The sequence below is a fragment of the Paenibacillus sp. V4I7 genome (assembly GCF_030817275.1).
GTDB lineage: Bacteria > Bacillota > Bacilli > Paenibacillales > NBRC-103111 > Paenibacillus_E.
The window spans coordinates 2,202,199-2,222,752 of sequence record NZ_JAUSZD010000002.1; the positions used below are offsets into that span (position 1 = coordinate 2,202,199).

Below are 20,554 nucleotides of genomic sequence, written 5' to 3' on the forward strand. Positions count from 1 at the left end.
CAAGCGGTACGGTTTCGGTAGAGGGGGAGATAAGTTTGGAGCAAATCAAACATCAGGATCCGTTTGCGGAGATTGCCTTCCGCGAACATCCCGGAAATAAAGACGAATTGCGGGAGATTCCTCCTGTAGCTTATGAAAAAAAATATTTCACGCCGGGATCGGAAAAAGCGACGAACGTATCTCTTTACACCTACGAGGAACAAATCGCATTTTTCCATGAAGAGTTGAAGCTGCTGCGTGAGAAGTACAGCCCGTTTATGAGAAATTTGGCTTCCTCCTCTACAATGCGCCGTAACCGACAGGCATGTAAGGAGTTTCAATTTCGCTATCAATCGTCTGAGGACGCCAACTTTACGAATGTGCTGGAAGGAGCAGGGGATTGGGAATCAGTAATGGTTCCTGATTTCCGCGGACCGACGGGAGAAAACGGCAAATGGACAGGATTTTACCGCAGTGAATTTCCCTATGCTCCCGTTCCCGAAGGAAAGAGAGTCTACCTCGTGTTTAAAGGGGTTGACTATAAAGCGACGGTATATCTCAATCGCAAGTGCATTGGCAGCCATGAGGGGTTCTTTGCTCCTTTTGAATTTGACGTAACTGATTTGCTGCAGGACCTCAACACGCTGGTCGTTGAAGTGTATAACGATTATCCGATGATGGGGGTAGGCGGTACGAAGCTGGATGGGGATAAAATGTACGCGGCGACTGGCCCGGGATGGGACGATGCATACAGCGGCTGGAGCCACTGTCCACCAGGTGCCGGCATATACAATTCGGTCTATTTGGAAGAGCGTTCGACTTTGTTTATTCAGGATATTTTTGTGCGGCCGAATATCGATGACGGCTTCGTGGAAGTATGGATTGATGTGGTTAATACGACGAATAATCTGAAGGAAAACTTCGAATTGATTCTTGATATCATGCCGAAAAACTTCACCGGTCAGGGAATCGGACCCATCTCGTTTCAAGCGGCCTACGCCGGTCCGGGTCTCAATTATTACCGCTACAAGGTGGATTTCCCGTCTTTCCGGATGTGGGAGCCGGAAACTCCTTTTTTATATATGGCTCGCGCTCAAGTAAAGAACAATACAGAATATTTGGATACCCAAGACCGCACCTTCGGCATGCGAAAATTTCATATGGATGAAAAGGACACCCCGAAAGGTACGTTGTATCTCAATAACCAACCGATTATCTTAAGAGGCGCCAATGAAATGGGGCATTTGCAGCAATGTGTTATGAACAACGATTTCGAGCAGTTAATTGACGATATTCTGATCGCGAAACTTGCTCATATGAACTTTTACCGCATCACACAGCGTCCTGTTCAAGAAGAAATATATGACTATTTCGATATGCTCGGCATGATGCATCAATGCGATCTTCCAACGTTCGGATTTATCCGCCGCAACCAATTTGTTGAGGGAGTCCGGCAGGCGGCGGAGATGGAGAGACTGATCCGCAGTCACCCGTCTTCGGTCATGGTATCGCTGATTAATGAGCCTTCACGTACTGAAAAGAGGCGAAAAGGCCACCGCCATTTGCATCGTAACGAACTGGAAGCCTTCTTCGTTGCCGCCAGACAGGCGATTTTCATTGAAAATCCGGATCGTGTAGTAAAAAACGCGGACGGGGATTACAATCCTCCTACCCACGAAGGACTGCCCGATTTTCATTGTTATAACATGTGGTATACGAACAATACGATCTCTGTAGGTAAAATGTATAAGGGTTTTCTTCCTTCGATTAGAACGGGATGGAAGGCGGGATGCGGAGAGTATGGCACGGAAGGCTTGGATAATGTCCAGTTGATGATGAATCGTTATCCGAAAGAATGGCTTCCCTCCTCTGAGAAGGAGCATTGGCTGCCAAACCAAATTAAAGGCGCTCAAACCTACGGTTTGCATGGGGATTGGTATGCCGAACAGCATACGATTCGCGAGTGGGTCGAGGTGAGCCAGAGGCACCAATGTTTGGCGACGAAGCTGATGACAGATGCATGGCGAAGGAGGGCTGATTTGGTGGTTTCCACCGCCATTCACCTGCTCATTGATGCATGGCCATCCGGCTGGATGAAAGCTCTCGTTGGTGTTGACAGGATTCCGAAACCGGCGTACTTCACGTATAAGGAATGTCTGGAACCGGTACGCATCCATCTAAGAAGCGACAGGTGGAAGGTGTATGAAGGGGAAACGCTTGAAATAGAAGCCTGGCTCTTGAACGATACGGCGAAGGAATATGACCGGTGCCGTGTCGTCGCTACGCTTCGGGATGATAACCGGGATTACGGCAATTATGAAATGACAGGCACTGTGCTTAAGGCAACGTCCAGATATGCAGGCACGATCAGCTTTTCGGTTCCATCGATAATAGATAGACAGACCTTGTACATGGATGCCTGCTTATTGGATGAAAACGGGGAATTGATAAATAAGGAAAGATTTTCTTTCGAGGCATTTGCGAAAATGAGACATCCGAAATCGCAGAAGATCGCTTTTCTAGATACGGAATCAGAACTGCTCTGCTCCTTGCTAAACATAGAAGGTCAATCTTATGACGGAGATACGCAAAAAGAGGGCACGCTTGTCGTTTCTTCTAAGGAAGCATTTGATCGCCATCAAGTATCCATTCTAGAGAAGGTCCGTAATGGTGCGGTAGCCGTTATGATTCTACGCAGCCCAGACAGTGACACTTGGGATATCGAGAATACGACGGTCCGAACAGTCAAATTACGTGGGATGTATACCTTAGCCGTTCAAGCCGATGACCCGCACTTGCAGTGGATGAAAGCGGACGATTTCTCCTATTTTTATCATTTGACGAACGACAGGATAGATGGGATAACCAATTGTTACCTGCAAGGAGAAGGGATCGAACCTATTGTGTTCGCATACCACCCTCAAGGCGAGCCCGATGGCAAACCAAAGCTGCCTGTCGTGGGAGTGAAACGGCTCGGAGAAGGGCAAGTCTACTTCGTATGCTTACCATTATCGGGTAGAGTGGGATTCAACCCAACGCTGGACCGATTCTTAATTTCCTTATTAAAGGAGAGAGGAGTGGATGAGAATTGTACGCCATTATTAGCCGAGATAAGCAAAAACGGGCAGAAATAGCGGGCACTAGTAAAGGAATACAGCTCACTCTGCGAAGCGATGGCGAGCAATCCCCTCATTTCACGGGACATTTAGATGAGATGCTCATCTGTTCCTTCGGAAGACCGTGGCGTTCAGATTTTGTGCGGTTAGAGGATGTACAAATCATCTCCGAGTCGGATTTGATACGAATTTGCGGGAAAATGGAAGCGTTAACCTTCACAATGGAGCTTGCCTTCGACGAGCGTCATTTATTGAAAATAAACGCGACTTGGGAAAATCGGACGGACCGCACACTTAATGATGTCGCTGCGGGATTCCTATTCGTACTGCCAAGGTGGAGCAAGGAAATAATTACGATTCCCCACATGATCTACAATAACAATCCTTCCGCTGATCCGAGCCGGGTTGTTCCTCGACTTGGACTAGGTTCTGACAAAGGATTTATTTGTGAAGAACACCGATTACCGATCCCCTGTGTGAATGTGGAGTGGACGGAAGCTGCCGAGGCCCGCTTCATCTCCTTGTTTTCGGTGCCTGCGTACATGGAATCAGCGGATGGAGTCGTGCACTACGGCTCGCTTGGAGCGATCCAAGAGGAAGACCGAATTATGCTGGCAGCGATGAGCGGAGTCTTGATGTTTAATGGCGAGAAGGATATGTATTATGTGGGTAAAAACAAAACAGGACCTTATAGCAGTGGTTATGTGGACATAACACCCGGTTTTTCATTAACCAAACAATACGCTTTCGATTGGGGAGTTGTTGCTCATCCCGGGCAGGGCTTCCGCGAAATCGTTCGCAAAGGCATGGAGCTGTTTGCACCGGTAGGGGCAAAACCGCTCGCACTCGAAGAGATGATCCAACTGAAGAAGAACGCTCTGGACGATAGATGGAGAACTGGCGAAAATGGGGCCGCTGGCTATGTGAAATTTTCCGATTCAAATGAGTTCGGCAACGTCTCTAAACGTCCGCTGCACTATATGTACGGGTGGACGGGACAATGCTTGAAGCTGGCATGGTGCGATGCCAAATTAGGGTTTACCCACGGTCAGGAAGAACGGATCTCCCATTGCGAACAGGCCGTTGATTTTTATTTGCGCAAAAGCCGTACTAACATTCCTGGTATTAGACACAGCTCTTACCGTCTAGTGGAGGGACAATGGGATGACTTCAACTGGAATAAGCAGGCTGTCGTTTCCAGCCGTGCTCTCGGGGAAACCATAGCCGATTTGGCGGAAATCATCCTTTTGTTCCGAGATATGGGCAGGGAAGTTCCGGCTTACTGGGTGGAGGCTCTTAGCGAGTCGACTGATTTCTTCCTCGCCGGTTCCCTACCGTCAGGCATTTATCCGGCAGCATGGCTGTTGGATGGCAGTTCAGCGGAAGATAGGATTACAGCAGCTGGTCTTCCTTGCCTGATCGCTGTTGTTAAGTCTTACCGGGTTACAGGTGAAAAGCGGTATTTGGATGCTGCCGAAACAATGATGCAGCGATATTATGAGCTTCATGTTAAGACATTTGAACGGCCGTTTGCATGCTCAACGCTCGATGCGAACTGTGAGGATAAGGAAGCTGGCATGTACTTCTTCCTGGCTGCTTATGAATTGTATGTCTTAACAGAAAATGAGCGCTACAGTGAATGGGCCGAAATATCGGGGGATTGGCTCCTTACTTATGTTTATATGTGGAATCCGGTGTTTGATCGGGGGTCACAGTTCAGGAACGCTGGGTTCACCGCTACCGGATGGCCAGGAGTCAGTGTGCAAAACCATCATCTTGACGTGTTTTTTCCGACATTTGAATTTTGGCATTTCGGTCGATTAACTGGCAAAACGCAATATGAGCGTTTAGGTCGAATGGTGTTCGATGCCTTGGGGCAGGGAATATGTACGAAACCTGGAGAATGGAATTTCACCGTGGTTGGTGAACAGGGAGAAGGCTTTTTCCAAACGCATTGGCATCACCGGGGACATAGTAACAAATGGAATCCATCCTGGGTGACAGCGCTTGTTCTACATAATGCCTTACGATTCCTAGATGCTGCTGAGTGATAATGAAGAATGGGGGACAATCACGTGAACGATAGAGCCATACCGGATTGGGAAAATCTTGAGATTCTGGGGCGGAATATGGAGCCTCCGCATGCCGGATTCATTCCGTACGGCGATGTAGAAACAGCGCTCGACAACGAACGGGCTGCATCGCCTCATTTCCAATCACTGAACGGCAATTGGAAATTTTATTATGCAGAGAGCCCATCCCAGGCTCCAGAACGTTTTTATGATTCGTCCTTCTCATCAGATGACTGGAATACGATACCTGTGCCGGGCAATTGGCAGATGCATGGATATGGTCGTCCGCATTACTCCAGCAGCTATTATCCTTTTCCAATTGACCCACCTTATGTACCGAACGATAATCCGGTAGGGTGTTACCGCAGAAGTTTTATCATTCCCGATTCGTGGGATGACCGGCAAGTATTTCTTGTCTTCGAAGGGGTCGACTCGGCCTTTCATGTATGGGTGAACGGACAATTCGCGGGGTATGGACAGGGTAGTCACATGCATTCGGAATTTCGGGTCACCTCGCTGCTGCATCCGGGAGAAAACATAGTTGCTGTGCAGGTATACCAATGGAGCGATGGTAGTTATTTGGAGGACCAGGACAAGTGGCGGTTGAGCGGCATCTTCAGGGACGTTTATGTAAAAGCTACCCCTCATGTCCATATCCGTGATATTGCGGTGCAAACCCGTTTCTGTGAAAATCTCTTAGATGCCGTGCTCGGGCTTCGGCTTAACTTGAAAAATTATACGGACTTAGAATCCGGTCAATATACATTTCGGATGTCACTTTTGGACGAAGATCGACAATCTGTTAACGAAGAAATCGTCATTTCTTCTCTTCTGATGAAAGCAAACGAGGAGAACGTGCTTGATTTGGAAATTGCCGTCTCAGCTCCACATAAATGGTCGGCTGAGGAGCCTAATTTATACGCTCTTTTGTTAAAGCTGGAGGATGAGCAAGGAAATCTGCTGGAAGTTGGGAGCATTTCAGTTGGATTTCGAGACATCGTCATCCAGGACGGTCAGCTTTTCATTAATGGCAAGACCGTGATTTTGAAGGGGGTCAACCGCAACGAATTCCATCCTGAATTCGGGTTTGCCATTCCCTACGAATCCATGATCGAAGATATACGCTTGCTGAAACAACACAATATGAACGCAGTTCGCTCCTCCCACTATCCAAACGATACGCGATGGCTCGATCTGTGTGACCGTTATGGGCTGTATGTGATTGACGAAGCGGATTTGGAGACCCACGGCTGCCATTTTATCGACAACGAAAGCCATTTGGCCGAGGATCCTAAGTGGAATAAGCCGTTCCTCGATCGCGCTGTAAGGATGGTTGAAAGGGATAAAAATCATCCTTCCATCATCATTTGGTCGCTCGGGAACGAGTCAGGCTACGGACCAAATCATGATACCATGGCCGAATGGGTGCGTCTGGCCGATCCCACACGACCTATTCATTATGAACGAGCTAAGGATGCTCCGGTCGTCGATATTGTTAGCTGCATGTATCCCTCCTTGGAAGCTTTGATAGAAGAGGGGGAACAATCTGATCCTAGGCCTTTCTTAATGTGCGAATTCGCTCATGCTATGGGAAATTCCGTCGGCAATTTGAAGGAATATTGGGACGCCATTTACAAATATCCACGATTGCTTGGCGGCCTGATCTGGGAATGGGCGGATCTCGGAATCCGGCAAAAGCTCGATTCGGGGGAAGAATGGTACGCATACGGCGGTGATTTTAATGATCATCCGAACAGCGGACATTTTTGTATAGACGGATTGTTGTTCCCTGACAGGAAAATCAAGGCGTCGATCCTTGAGTTTAAAAAGGTGATCGAACCGGTGAAAGTAGAGCCAGTCGATGTACTGGGCGGAATCGTGAACATCCAAAATCGATATGACTTTATTTCCCTTGATCATCTTGTCGGATCTTGGTCGCTTCTGTGCGATGGAGAAATTGTGGAACAGGGGGAACTACCTGAACTTGATGTACCGGCCAGAGGAGAAGCTACCGTCTTTATCCCTTGGAAAACGACATTCGGACAATTCAATGGTGAGTACTGGCTCCATATCCGGTTTACTTTGCGGGAAGCTTCGCGTTGGGCGCCGCAAGGGCATGAAATTGCTTGGGCCGATCTGCCGATTCCCACTGCGCGGCTAGTTGTTTCGTCCATCAAGTTGGAGTCGATGCCTAGCCTGCATGCCTCCGAAACAGAAACACTGATTCGGGTAAATGGAAACGATTTTAACATGGAATGGAGTAAAGTTCGCGGTGAACTATCCGCGTTTGAATATAACGGCATACCTCTTTTATCCGCTGGTCCGAAAGTTCAAATTTGGCGGGCGACGATCGATAACGACTCCCGCCAGTCGAAAGAGTGGAAGAAGGCGGGATTTGATCAATTAAATCATCGCGTGAACGATATATCTTTTCAACTTCAAAAGCACGCTGCGCAAATTACGGTGAAGTCGACGATTGGCGCGGCTGGTCTGGGAAACTGCTTTACAACATGGATGACCTATACGATCTATGGATCTGGTGATGTCATCATCCAGACCCGTATCGTACCACGGGAAGGACTTCCCCCGCTGCCGCGGTTGGGATTACAAATGGCTATGCCTGACGGTTTCGATCAATTTTCGTGGTTTGGCCTCGGCCCACACGAGTGTTATATCGACCGGAAAGAGAGCGGGCGGCTCGGCGTGTACAGAGGTTCGGTACAGGATCAATTCGTCCCGTATATTAAGCCGCAGGAAAACGGCAATAAAGCGGATGTGCGCTGGGCTGCAGTAACGAATGCTCTGGGAACTGGTCTGTTTATTGGCGGTTTGCCGATGCTGGATGTCAGCGTGAGTCATTATTCCACTGACAATTTGACTAAAGCGAAGCATACTTTCGATTTAGTTCGTCTGAACGAAACGATTGTCAATATGGATTATCAGCAAGCACCGCTTGGCAATCACAGCTGCGGGGAAGCTCCTCCGCTCGATGAGTATTTAATTCATCCGGTGGACACTATGTTCTCATTACGGCTGAAGCCTTTTTCCACAAGAGATCAGTCTCCGATGAAACTGAGCAAACGACAACCGGGGCCTTTTCAAGTGAAAGACAGTGAGCAGTCTGTACCGATATCGAAACAGGAGGTGAACCTATGATCAGCCGCAAGTTTCCGAAAATTTTATTTGGCGGTGATTATAACCCTGAGCAGTTCCCGAAGGAAATATGGGAAGAAGATATGCGGCTGTTTCAATTTGCTGGTATCGATATTGCAACGCTCAATGTCTTTTCTTGGTCTTTGAATCAGCCGGATGAGGAGACTTACAGATTCGATTGGCTGGATGAAGTGATGGATAAGCTGCATAAAAACGGAGTCCATGTCTGTATGGGTACGAGTACAGCTGCGCATCCGGCGTGGATGGCGAGGAAATATCCAGATATTCTGACCGTTACCTCCGATGGTAAAAAAAGAAAATACGGTAGAAGACATAACTCTTGTCCAAATAGTCCGACCTTCCGCCGATATGCGGGGCTCATGGCAGGGAAGTTAGCGGAACGGTACAAGAATCACCCGGCTTTACTTCTATGGCACGTGAACAATGAAATCGGAATTCGCTGTTACTGTGACAATTGCGAATTGGCGTTTCGAGATTGGTTAAAGAAACGGTACGGTACGCTGGAGCAGTTGAACCAGGCATGGTATACCCGTTTCTGGGGACATACGTTTTACGATTGGGATGAAATTGTACTCCCCAGCGCGTTAAGCGAAGGTTTGTCGGGCGGAAATTCCGATCAAACGGCTTTTCAAGGCATCACACTCGATTTTTATCGATTTAATTCCGACAGCTGGTTGGACTGTTATCTCATTGAATACAACGCGATTAAAAAGAAAATACCTGATGCGATTGTCACGACTAACTTTCAAGGGAATGGGACTTACAAGCCACTGGATTATTTCAAATGGGCACCTCACTTAGACATTGCGGCACTGGACATTTATACCGAGAACCATACACCGGAAAGCTATATGGCGCTCCGATTCGACCTCATGCGCGGCTTGAAAGACGGTGCTCCCTTCATGTTAATGGAGCAAAGCCCGAGCGTGATTAACTGGAAAACAGTGAATCCTGTGAAAAGGCCTGGCGTCATGCGGCTCAGGAGCTATCAGGCGGTTGCCCGCGGGGCGGAGTCGGTGATGTTCTTTCAACTGCGTCGCTCCCTTGGCGCATATGAGAAATTCCATGGAGCCGTCATAGATCACGCGGGTCACGAGAACACGCGAGTCTTTAGGGAATGTGCGGAGCTCGGTAAGGAATTGCAGCTGTTGGGTGATCGTCTGTTGGACTCTCGTGTGAAGAGCAGAATCGGCATCCTGTTTGACTGGGACAATTGGTGGGCTGTTGAGCTGGGGGGCGGACCCTCAACCTATATCAAGTATTTGGATCAAATCCAAAAATATTATGACGCGTTTTACGAGAATCATATCCCAGTCGATTTTATACATGTCGATACGGACTTAAGTCAATACGAGCTTGTGCTGGCCCCACTTTTGTATATGGTGAAACCTGGTTATGCCGAAAAGTTAGAGCGGTTTGTTGCGAATGGCGGGACGTTTGTGACCACGTTTTACAGCGGGATAGCGAACGAGAATGATCTGGTTACACCTGGCGGTTATCCGGGTGAGCTGCGTAAGCTTCTGGGCATCTGGGTGGAGGAGATTGACGCTCTTTATCCAGACCAAAGGAACCTTATGGTCATGAAGCAGGAGCTTGGACACCTTCAAGGATCGTACGAATGCGGTTTAGTATGCGAAGTTATTCATCTAGAGGGAGCGGAAGCGCTCGCAGAATTCGGTAGAGATTTTTACAGTGGATCGCCGGCCTTGACCTATCATCGCTTCGGCAAGGGTGAGGCATGGTATGCAGCCACTGATCCAAGTCGGGAATTCATGCAGCAATGGATAAAGGCTTTATGCGAACGCAAAGGGATTTCCCTTTTGTACGAAGCGCCGCCGGGAGTTGAGGTTACGCAGCGCGAGAAAGACGGAGTTCGGTTTACTTTTGTGATGAACCACAGCGATCAAATTCAAAAAATGAATGTAGGGAAGAACGTGCAGAAGGAACTGCTGCGCGATCAAAACGTCAGTGGTGACATCGAGCTTGAACCAAAGAGTATCATGATCCTGCAGGCGTAAAAATGTTTAGATGGCGGCCTATGGTACGGAAGCTGGTTTCAGAGAAGGAGGCGGATGCCGATGGAAGTAAGCGAACAATTACGCAAAAAATTCGACCATCCATCGGTCGAATATAGGTCTTTGCCATTCTGGGCATGGAATGATGAATTGCAAGAAGACGAGCTTATCCGTCAAGTGAATCAAATGAAGGAACAGGGGATGGGCGGATTTTTCATCCATTCCCGCGATGGATTAGAAACCGTTTACATGGGTCGCGAGTGGATGGCATACACACGGAAGACCGTGGAAACAGCCAAAGAGATCGGCATGCAAGTGTGGTTGTACGACGAGGACCGTTGGCCATCTGGGTTTGCTGGCGGACTTGTGCAAGATAGAGGCGGGGACGCATTCCGCGCCAAAGGTTTGACGATGGAGGTACGTCAGGAAATCGGTTCGGACGATTTGACAGATAGCGTGGTGCTGTTTAAGGCTGTCATCGACGAAAGAAACTTGGTCCGCTGCGAGAAACTGCATGATGGCAAATTTATCGCGTTGAATGAAGACGAAGTGCTGCTGGTCTTTCGCGTAGAAATTTCCGAGCGAAGTGCTTGGTTCAACAATGAAGCGCCGCCTGATAATTTAAATCCGGAGACGGTGCAGGCCTTTATCGACATCACTTATGAAGCCTACAAGCAAGAGGTGGGGGAACACTTCGGACATACCATCCGCGGCGTTTTCACGGACGAACCTAGCGTACACGACAGCCACTGCAAGTTTACTGCTGGCCGCGGTTGGCTTCCGTGGAGTTGGTCATTTCCTGACTTTTTTCAAGAAAGACGGGGATACGATCTCTTGGATCTCATACCCTACATGTACTTCAATGGCGAGTATTCAACACAAGTCCGTCATGATTACTGGTGGACGCTCACCGAAAGGTTCAGCGAGTCGTATTCCAAGCAGCTTGGTGAATGGTGCGAGAAAAATGGTATCGACTTCACCGGACATTATCTCTGGGAAAATAATATGGGCACCGCCACCCGCGTTTGTGGAGCCGTTATGCCTAACTACCGGTATCAGCAGCTTCCGGGAATCGATATGTTAAACGAGCAGACGAACGAATATATCACGGTCAAGCAATGCACCAGCGTAGCGAACCAATACGGTAGAAAGTTCGTTCTCTCCGAAACGTATGGATGCACTGGCTGGGCGTTCACTTTCGAGGGACAAAAGTGGATGGGAGATTTTCAATATGTGCTAGGTGTCAATTTGAGGTCGCAGCATTTGGCGCTTTATTCGATCAAAGGGTGCCGGAAGAGGGACTATCCCCCTGTGTTTAACTACAACACGAGCTGGTGGAAATACAACCATGTGATGGAAGATTATTTTGCCAGACTGTCGTCGGTTTTCACGGAAGGAAGGCCGATCCGCGATGTACTCGTCCTGCATCCTTCTTCCACCGCCTGGAGCATGGTCGGTACGGGGCCGTACGGTTTCCCTGCTCGAGGGAAGGATAGGGACGTTTCTGCAACCAATACGTTTGGCCATGAATTTAATGCGTTTCTTGGCAAACTGCTCAGGGCGCATTACGATTTCGATCTCGGCGATGAGATCATCTTGGCGGAAACAGGGGAAATACGCGGGGGTAATCTTGCTGTGAATCTGGTGGAATATCCTATCGTAGTCATTCCGGTCATCCAAACGATGTTGAGCAGCACCTTTCGGCTGCTGTCAGACTTTCTGGAGGCAGGGGGAAAAGTGATTGCCGTCGGACAGCGTCCAACGATGATCGAGGGCAGACAGTCGGACCTGCTGTCCAAACTTTACGATCACGCGAACATGACCGTCGTAGTGGACATTGAAGATACGGTAACAGCTCTGGAACGCATACAGCCTCGGCGAGTCAGCTTGACGAACACGCAATCAATAGAAGCGAACGAAATGTTGTATATGCTGAGAGAAATAGGCGATTGTCGCGTATTATTTGTCGTGAATAACGATCGAAAGGGTACACATCGGATAAGCATAACCATGGAAGGCACCGGCAGTGTGGAAGAATGGAATGCTCTGACAGGAGAAGCGAAGGACGTGGAGATCGTCGTCCGTGACGGGTACGTTCATTTCGAGGACGTGTTCGGCCCAGCGGATTCCAAGCTATATATCATGAATGCAAATAAATCTGTAGAAAACCACCCGGTACTTGGTAGGAGTAGTGCGGATGAAACTTCCGTGACGGTTGTGGAGCTTGGTCCGGTTTGCCGGTTCACGCGCTCGATGCCTAACGTATTGACCCTTGATACCTGCTCATATCGGTTAGGGGATGACAGCTGGTCGGAAGAAACTGGCGTATGGCAAGCTCAAAGAGCAGTCCGGGACGCCTTGGGCATGAGACAGGTTTATTACAACGGGCTTGAGCAAAGGTATAAATGGATTGACGAGCCACATCCGGAGAACGGCACATCGGCAGTATTCAGATTCACATTCCAAGTATCGGTCATGCCATCGGATGACGTTTATCTCATCGTGGAGTCCGCGGAATATTACGACATTCAGCTTAATGGCGAAATGATTTCGAACCTACCTGTTGGTTGGTTTCTCGATCGAACGTTTGATAAGGTGCTTCTCCACGGACTAAGAGAAGGTGCGAATGAGCTGCTTTTATCTTGCAAGTACCATAACCGCATGGAAGTAGAGGATATTTACCTGATCGGCGATTTCGGGGTCGATGCCGACAGAGCGGTTGTGGCAGAGCCTGAAACATTGAAGTTCGGTGACTGGTGCTTGCAAGGTTATTTCCATTACTGCGGCAGCATGATCTACCATTTCGACGTTATCGTGGAGAACAATGCGAAGAACCGGATGGTGCTTGAGCTCGGTGAGTATTCCGCGGTAACAGTTGAAGTGCGGGTAAACGGCAGAACAGCGGGGCACGTGCCTTGGCGGGCTGCGAACCAACTCGACTTGACGGAGCATCTTAACGATGGAGCTAACCAGATTGAAATCGAAGTCATGGGAAGTCCTCGCAACATGCTCGGCCCTTTTCATCATACGGCTGGTGATACGTCGACGACCAACTGGGCATCTTTCCGCAAAGAAGGCGACGATTACACGCCGGAATATAAGCTGCGCTCATACGGTTTGTTTGACCAAATCAAACTGTACCGTATCTGATTGAATGAAGAGACAGAAATGGAGGTTTGAGCATGAAAATAAGATGCCATAGGTGGAGGCTTTTCCTTTCCTTGATCATCTTGTGCACCGCGCTGTTGCCTGCAACTACGCACGCCGAAGTGAAATATTCTACCTACACAAAGGATAGTTATAATAATCAGATATGGCTTCAACCGGCTTACTTTCCACTGGGTGTAATCGGAGAGGATCTGTATACAACGGATCCTAAGCAGCCAACCATTAAAACGCCCTCACCATTGCGAAATCCAAAAGACATCTTTATAGATGTAAAGAACGAAGTCTACATCGTTGATACGGGCAACAACCGGATAGTCCATATGACGGAAACGGGACAACTGCTGCGCTATATTACACTTCCAGAAAGTCCGTTAAACAAACCCGAAGGTATATTTGTCACCAAAGAAGGAGACATCTATATCGCAGATACGGGTAACAAAAGAGTGCTTAAGCTGGATAAAGATGGAAAGATGCAAATTGAATTCAAACGACCGGAATCCAGATACATCCCAGCGACATTTGTCTTCGATCCGGCAAAGGTGATGGTAGACGAACGGGGGTTTCTGTATATTGCGGTGCATGGCGGTTACGAAGGGATCGTGCTGCTTGACCCGAAAGGTAAATTCCAGGGCTTTTTCGGCGCAAACAAAACGACGCTATCTCCGTTAGATGCTTTAAAGCGCATGTTGTACCCCAAGAAAATGTATGCCAATGAGGTCGCAAAGAGACCGGAGACGATTAACAGTGTCGCTACGGATAAGAACGGTTATATTTATACGGTCACTGGTGGTATGGCCAAAAGCGACCAATTAAAGAAATTAAATATTAAAGGGAATAATTTACTCCGCAGCTCCAACAAAACATTCGGGGAAGTCGTTAATGGGGATGTTCCGATAGGGCCAATAACCTCAGGTCCGCAGTTGATTGATGTGGCCGTTGACCAAAGCGGTAACATGATCGTGGTGGACCAGCAATTTAAATATATCAGTCATTATGATGCTTCTGGTAATTTGTTGTACTTTTGGGGTGGTGCTTCAGCGGTCGGATCGTCTCAAGTGGGTCTCTTGAAGAGCCCTGTGGCGCTCGATGTGAATGCAAGGAATGAATTGTTCGTTTTGGACGATCAGGAAAATATCGTTCAAGTGTTCCGTTTATCGGAGTTTGGCCAAAAGGTGGACCAAGCGAACCAACAGACTCTTGCGGGTTATTATGAGGCCAGTGAAAAATTGTGGCAGGATGTGCTCCGTATGAATGCCCAATTTACTCCGGCCATTATGGGATTGGCTGCAGCGGCTTTTACAAAGGAACAGTATCCAGAAGCGAAAAAACTGTTTAAAGAGGCAGGGAACCAGGAAGGGTACTCTGACGCCTTTTGGCAAATCAGAATGAAGTGGCTGCAACATAACTTCTCCTGGATTGCGAGCCTTATTTTATTCAGCGGAATTTTATACATGTTGATGAATAAATGGACCTCAAAAAGTCGGTTTCGAGAAAAATGGCGCAATAGACAGCGAACACGAAACAACTTTCTACTGAATTGCAAACATGTACTTTACATGATGAAGCATCCAATCGATGGGTTTATAGCCATCCGTTATGAGGGTAGAGGCAGCTATTTAAGTGCGATTCTCATCTTACTCGGCGTGTATGCTTCTCTGGTGATCAAAGGACTTGTCACTAGCTTTTCCTTTAACGCATCGACGAGTGTAGATATATATTCGATATTTACGCAGTTTTTCATCGTATGGATTGCGTGGGTCATTGCGAATTATCTCGTGAGCTCCATCTATCGAGGAGAGGGCAGGTTTAGAGATATTTTTATCGGAAGTGCCTATGCGCTCGTACCGTATCTGGTTATTGGCATTCCTCTTGCCTTCATTTCGAACGTCATGACGATGTCTGAGTCAAGCATTTACCATTATGTGGCACAAGGGATGATTATATGGATCGGTTTATTGATATTCTGGAAAATTCAGTGTATTCATAATTACAGTGTAGGAGAAACCGCATTGAACATCATTTTTACGCTTTGTACCATGTTGGTCATTGGCGTTCTCCTCTTTATTACAGCCGGACTATCTAGTGATTTGGTTTCATTAATCTATGAAATGTATCAGGAGGTGATCTTGAGATGATAAGGATAAACAAACAAGGTAAAATCACAGCAGTCGTTACCATCCTGCTCTTGGTCGCCGTTTACTTGGTAGTGGCTAATGTCAAAATTGAGTTCAAAGCTCCGGAAAATCGTGTGGCTTTACCGGCGGCGGTACAAGGTTCTACAGCTTCTGTGAAGAACGTTGACTCCCAAATACCTAAAGAGAATGACTTTAAAAAAGTCGCCGAAACCGAGGCACTGCGTTTAAAAATGGATGAAAACACCGGTCATTTTACGGTGGAAGACAAACGGAACGGAAACGTCTACCGTTCTTTTCCAAATCCGGAATCTTGGGCTAAAGAAAAGATCTCCGAGACTTGGAAAAAGCATTTGGTCTCGCCGTTGATGGTTCAATACGTTGATTTCTCGAAAAACATCCTGCAAGCAAAAGAAACAAACTTAGCTGCGGATGGAGGACGGATCAAAGAGGTACAAATGATTCCCGGCGGCTTCTCATTGGTTTATGAACTGCCTGCCACAGGCTTTACCATCCCCATACAGGTTAAAATCGAAAACGATTATGTAGAGACGAAGATTATACGCGAAGGTATCAAGGAAGCAAACATGGGTCTGGTCTGGGTCAGGCTGTTTCCATTCTTCGGAGCCGAATATACCGCCGCCGGGCAGGACGGATATATGTTCATACCGGACGGCGCTGGCGCGTTGGTGCGGTTTAAAGATAATCAACTGAACGTCAACAAGATATATGATGAAGCTGTGTACGGTCAAGATCATACCTTCGCGGGACTTAGCAACAATCGCAACAAGATTGTTATGCCGGTATTCGGTATGAAGACGGGTTCCAAAGGTTTTGTAGCCATCGTTCACGACGGAGACGAATACACGAACATCGTTGCTGCTCCCGCAGGAGTACTCAGTGACTATAATTGGGTTACCGCACAAATGAATTTCCGTTCGAGCTTCTTGCAGTTTACAACCAGAAATACGAATGTCCCTGATTCATGGGGGTTTATCGATTATAACAGAGACGAATTGTTCGGCAGCGACCGTGTCGTACGTTACTACATGTTAGAAAGTCAAAAATCGGATTATGTAGGAATGGCTCAAACATACCGTCAATATCTGATGAAGGAAAAGGGGGTTAAGCCCGTCACTGTCAGTAATCCCAATATACCCATGCACGTAAACTTCATCGGGGCGGATCAGGAAGACGGCTTGGTCACCTCACGATACCTCAATTTGACCACGACGGACGACGCCATTCAAATGGTCAATTCTTTACATGACAAAGGTATAACCAACATGTCGCTTACGTTTAAAGGGTGGCAGAAGGGTGGCATCAGCGCCTTTGGGAACACGTTTCCGGTTGATTCCCGTATCGGTGGCGATAAAGGAATGAAAGCGTTCATTGATAATGCCCACAATTACGGTTTACCAGTTTATTTAGAGGCTGAATATGCCTTGAACAACACGGGGGGGGCAGGTTTTGATGAGAAATATCATGCCATCGTCAATTTGGCCGGGCGTAATCAAAAGGTCAGTGCTTTATATAACAGAGAACGAACGCCAGCGGTCAGCTATAAATTTGCAGAAGAGATGGTTAAGAAAGACCTGAATCAATATAAAGCGATGGGTGTTGACGGAATTGCTGTCAACATACTCGGACAAAAATTGTTCAGTGACTATAATTCGGGGTTCGGTTCGACAAGAGATGAAGCTCGGGATGTACAGGAGCGTATTTTAAAAACGATAAAAGAATCATTAGGTGGCGTAGAAGGGAAATATTCAAATCTTTATGCACTGCCTCATATGAATTATATTCAAACGCTGGTTTACGATCATTCCTACGATTTATTTACAGATGAAGCCGTTCCTTTTGTTCAGATTGCTACCCACGGTTTAGTCTCCTACTCATCGGAATTTGTAAATAACCGGCAAGAAGACGTACACGACTTTTTGCGTGATATTGAATACGGCGCGGAGCCATCTTTTATTTTCACAAGGGAGGAATCGAAAAAATACGTGAATTCTTTCGGCATACGATACTATAACACGTATTATCCCTATTGGGAGACTTTTGCCGTAGAGCAGTATAAGCGATACAACGAAGCGCTCGGTGATGTACAGGATCAGTTTATTGCCGATCACAAGACGCTAGCCCTGGGCGTAAAGGAAACAACCTACGAAAATGGTACACGGGTCATTGTCAACTATAATTTAGAGCCGTACCGCAGCGGAGATCTTGCCGTTCCAGCACAAAACTTCGTTGTGATTCGAGGAGGGGCAAGCCGATGAAACGTAAGAGGAGACTAAGCTCGTCACTAGTCGAATATTTGGAAGGTACGCTCTTTATTGCCCCTTGGTTTATTGGTTTTATCGTATTTATGGCATTCCCAATAGGCTTCTCTTTGTTTATGAGCTTTCAAAAAGTGACGATAACGGCAACGAAAACAACAACCGAGTACGTTGCATGGACCAATTACCGATATATCCTTTTTGAGAATGGCAAACTCTTGTACGACGATTTATTGCCGTTTCTTAGGCAAGCGTTGTTTATGATCCCTATTATCGTCATATTTGCTTTGATGATTGCCATCATTCTGAACCAAAAATTTGTTGGTCGAACATTTTTCCGCGCGATATTCTTTCTTCCTGTCATTTTAGCGACAGGTCAAGTTGTAGCGGAATTTCTGACACAAGGTGAGGGTAACCTGGGCTTTATGTCGAAGTACAATGTTTCAGGCCTCATAAGTGCCAATCTATCGTCGACATGGTCAGATCCACTAATCAAGATTCTCGACTCGTTCGTATTGATCTTGTGGTATTCAGGGGTACAAATTTTAATCTTCCTGGGAGGTAGGCAGACCATTTCGAATTCGGCCTATGAAGCGGCGCGAATTGACGGCGCCGGTCCTTGGGAAACGTTCTGGAAAATTACTCTGCCAGCTATGATACCATTTATTTTCCTTAATACGATCTACACAGTAGTTGACTTATTTACTTTCCCGACTAACCCCATATTGGCAAAGGTTAGAGAAAGTGAGTATGGCCAGCAAAGCGCGCTTGTATGGATTTATTTCCTTATTATCAGCTTCTTCCTGGCGATTATTTTCATCATCTTCAGCAGGGTTACAAAGTCCCAAAGAGAGACTGTTTAAAATTTAAATAACAAAAAACTTATTGTAGAGGTGAAGCTATGATCGGATTAAAAATCAAGAAAGAGCAATCGCAATCGTTTCTGCTTTGGTTAAATAAAGCCCGCTATACGATTATAGGCAGAGAAGCGGATAAAGGGATGTTATTTAAATTTTTTATTTATTTAATATTGCTGGATACGGCTTACATTTATCTGAAGCCTATCCTCCATATGATAACCACTATGGTCAAAAACGCAGATGATTTGCTAGATCCTTCCGTTAACTGGTTTCCACGGACGCTGTACCTTGGAAACCTGCAGGAAGCTTGGGCTTGGTTGAAATATCCGAAAGCTTTCGGCATCAGCTTGACGCTCTCTCTTTCAGTGGCCATATTGCAAACGTTATCCTGTGCTGTGACCGGTTATGCCTTTGCAAGATTGAAATTCCCTTTTAAGAGGTTGATGTTTTTTTTATTGCTGCTGACATTTATTGTACCGATTCAGGTTACCATCTTGCCGAACATCATTTATGCGAGAGAACTAGGACTTTTGAATACGATTTACCCCATTATTGTGCCTGCATTTTTCGGCCTCGGTTTAAAGGGTGCGCTGTTCGTCATCATTTATCGTCAATTTTTCTCCACTCAACCGAAGGAGCTGGAGGAAGCCGCCAGAATTGATGGGGCCAATGTTTTTAAAATATTTTACAAAGTGATGATGCCGCTTGCCAAACCTGCCATTCTCGTCGTATTTTTGTTTTCCTTCGTTTGGACCTGGAACGATTTCTATTTGCCAAGCATGTATTTGTCCGATATCGAAACTGCGCCTCTCTCAATGGGGATATCACGCATTGCCTCTGCGCTGAGACAGCAAGCAGAAGTATACGGGCCGTCGGTTAATGACGAAGCGATTAGAATGGCTACAACATTCATGATGATCATACCGCCGATGCTTTTGTATACATTTACGCAACGCTGGTTCGTTGAGGGCGTGGAAAGAACTGGATTGGTGGAATAGGACCATTCAGAATTGGAGGATAATGGAAATGAAACGACTTCTTGCTTTTTTTATTGTTGCCGTCATGGTGGTTTCCCTTATTGCGTGTTCATCAACGGATTCGGCAAATTCACAGGTGACATCGGAAAATGCCAAAAAAGTGCTTGTTGTAAGGGCTAAGGAAGGAGGCGGAGAGAATTTTATCATCAATCGTTTAAAAAAGCAGGGATACACAGTCTTTGATATTGTTGACGCTCACTTCACCGTGGAAAAAGCGAACGGATATGGAGTAATCTATATAAGCTCTGCTGTAAACTCTTCCAATATCGACAGTAAGCTGAAACAGTCTACTGTGCCTGTTGTCTCATCCAAAACTCAAGTAGCGGGCATGATCGGTATGGGAGGGGCTTCAAATTTTGGCGAAACATCAGAAGTAAGAACTAATTTAATCATAGACAGCAAGCATCCAATTGCGGCTGGATTAAAGGATACCTTCGCAATTTATAAAGCAGACGGGAAATTATCATACAGCCAAAGTCCGAGTAAAGAAGCTACGATTATCGCTGAGAATCCGGTCAATGGCAACAATAAACAATACACCTTATTCGCCTATGAGAAGGGCGCGAAAAACATATTGGGCGATCCCGTACCCGCGCGGCAGGTGTTTTTCTCCTTGCCGGTCGGTCAAGAGCCCAATTTGACCGATAATGGGTGGAAGCTATTTGACGCCGCCATTCAATGGGCCTCACAAAATGGAAAGAAGTAATTTTTGAGCATTACTA

General features: G+C 46.8%; 10 protein-coding genes. All 10 read left to right on the top strand.

Going from position 1 to position 20,554, the window contains the following annotated elements:
• Positions 1-35: 35 nt before the first annotated feature.
• From QFZ80_RS11180 to QFZ80_RS11225, 10 genes are read left to right on the top strand one after another with little or no spacing between them, the layout of a single operon-like run.
• A complete protein-coding gene (locus QFZ80_RS11180; RefSeq protein WP_307558883.1) occupies positions 36-3,113 on the top strand; it encodes a glycosyl hydrolase 2 galactose-binding domain-containing protein in 3,078 nt (1,025 codons plus the stop codon).
• Positions 3,068-5,146, top strand: coding sequence for a hypothetical protein (locus QFZ80_RS11185; RefSeq protein WP_307558885.1), 2,079 nt, complete (start codon positions 3,068-3,070; stop codon positions 5,144-5,146). Before QFZ80_RS11180 ends, QFZ80_RS11185 begins: the two co-directional genes overlap by 46 nt.
• A 24-nt stretch (positions 5,147-5,170) precedes the next feature.
• Positions 5,171-8,323, top strand: a complete 3,153-nt coding sequence (gene lacZ, locus QFZ80_RS11190) for a beta-galactosidase, LacZ type (RefSeq protein WP_307558888.1) — start codon at positions 5,171-5,173, stop codon at positions 8,321-8,323.
• On the top strand, positions 8,320-10,359 hold the full coding sequence (locus tag QFZ80_RS11195; protein WP_307558890.1) for a beta-galactosidase: 2,040 nt from the start codon (positions 8,320-8,322) through the stop codon (positions 10,357-10,359). The genes lacZ and QFZ80_RS11195 overlap by 4 nt, the downstream gene beginning before the upstream one ends.
• A gap of 60 nt (positions 10,360-10,419) precedes the next feature.
• Complete coding sequence (locus QFZ80_RS11200) at positions 10,420-13,506, top strand: glycosyl hydrolase (protein ID WP_307558892.1); 3,087 nt, start codon at positions 10,420-10,422, stop codon at positions 13,504-13,506.
• A 32-nt stretch (positions 13,507-13,538) separates the two neighbouring features.
• Complete coding sequence (locus QFZ80_RS11205) at positions 13,539-15,659, top strand: YIP1 family protein (RefSeq protein ID WP_307558894.1); 2,121 nt, start codon at positions 13,539-13,541, stop codon at positions 15,657-15,659.
• Positions 15,656-17,935 (top strand): DUF5696 domain-containing protein, encoded by a 2,280-nt coding sequence (locus tag QFZ80_RS11210; RefSeq protein WP_307558897.1) that lies wholly within the window; start codon positions 15,656-15,658, stop codon positions 17,933-17,935. Before QFZ80_RS11205 ends, QFZ80_RS11210 begins: the two co-directional genes overlap by 4 nt.
• Complete coding sequence (locus QFZ80_RS11215) at positions 17,932-18,798, top strand: carbohydrate ABC transporter permease (protein WP_307558899.1); 867 nt, start codon at positions 17,932-17,934, stop codon at positions 18,796-18,798. Before QFZ80_RS11210 ends, QFZ80_RS11215 begins: the two co-directional genes overlap by 4 nt.
• A 38-nt stretch (positions 18,799-18,836) precedes the next feature.
• Positions 18,837-19,793: a carbohydrate ABC transporter permease gene (locus QFZ80_RS11220; protein WP_307546668.1), complete on the top strand. Its 957-nt coding sequence runs from the start codon at positions 18,837-18,839 to the stop codon at positions 19,791-19,793.
• Positions 19,794-19,821: 28 nt separating this feature from the next.
• The gene (locus tag QFZ80_RS11225) at positions 19,822-20,538 is read left to right on the top strand and encodes a hypothetical protein (protein WP_307546666.1); all 717 of its coding nucleotides are present in this window, start codon (positions 19,822-19,824) and stop codon (positions 20,536-20,538) included.
• Positions 20,539-20,554 lie beyond the last annotated feature (16 nt).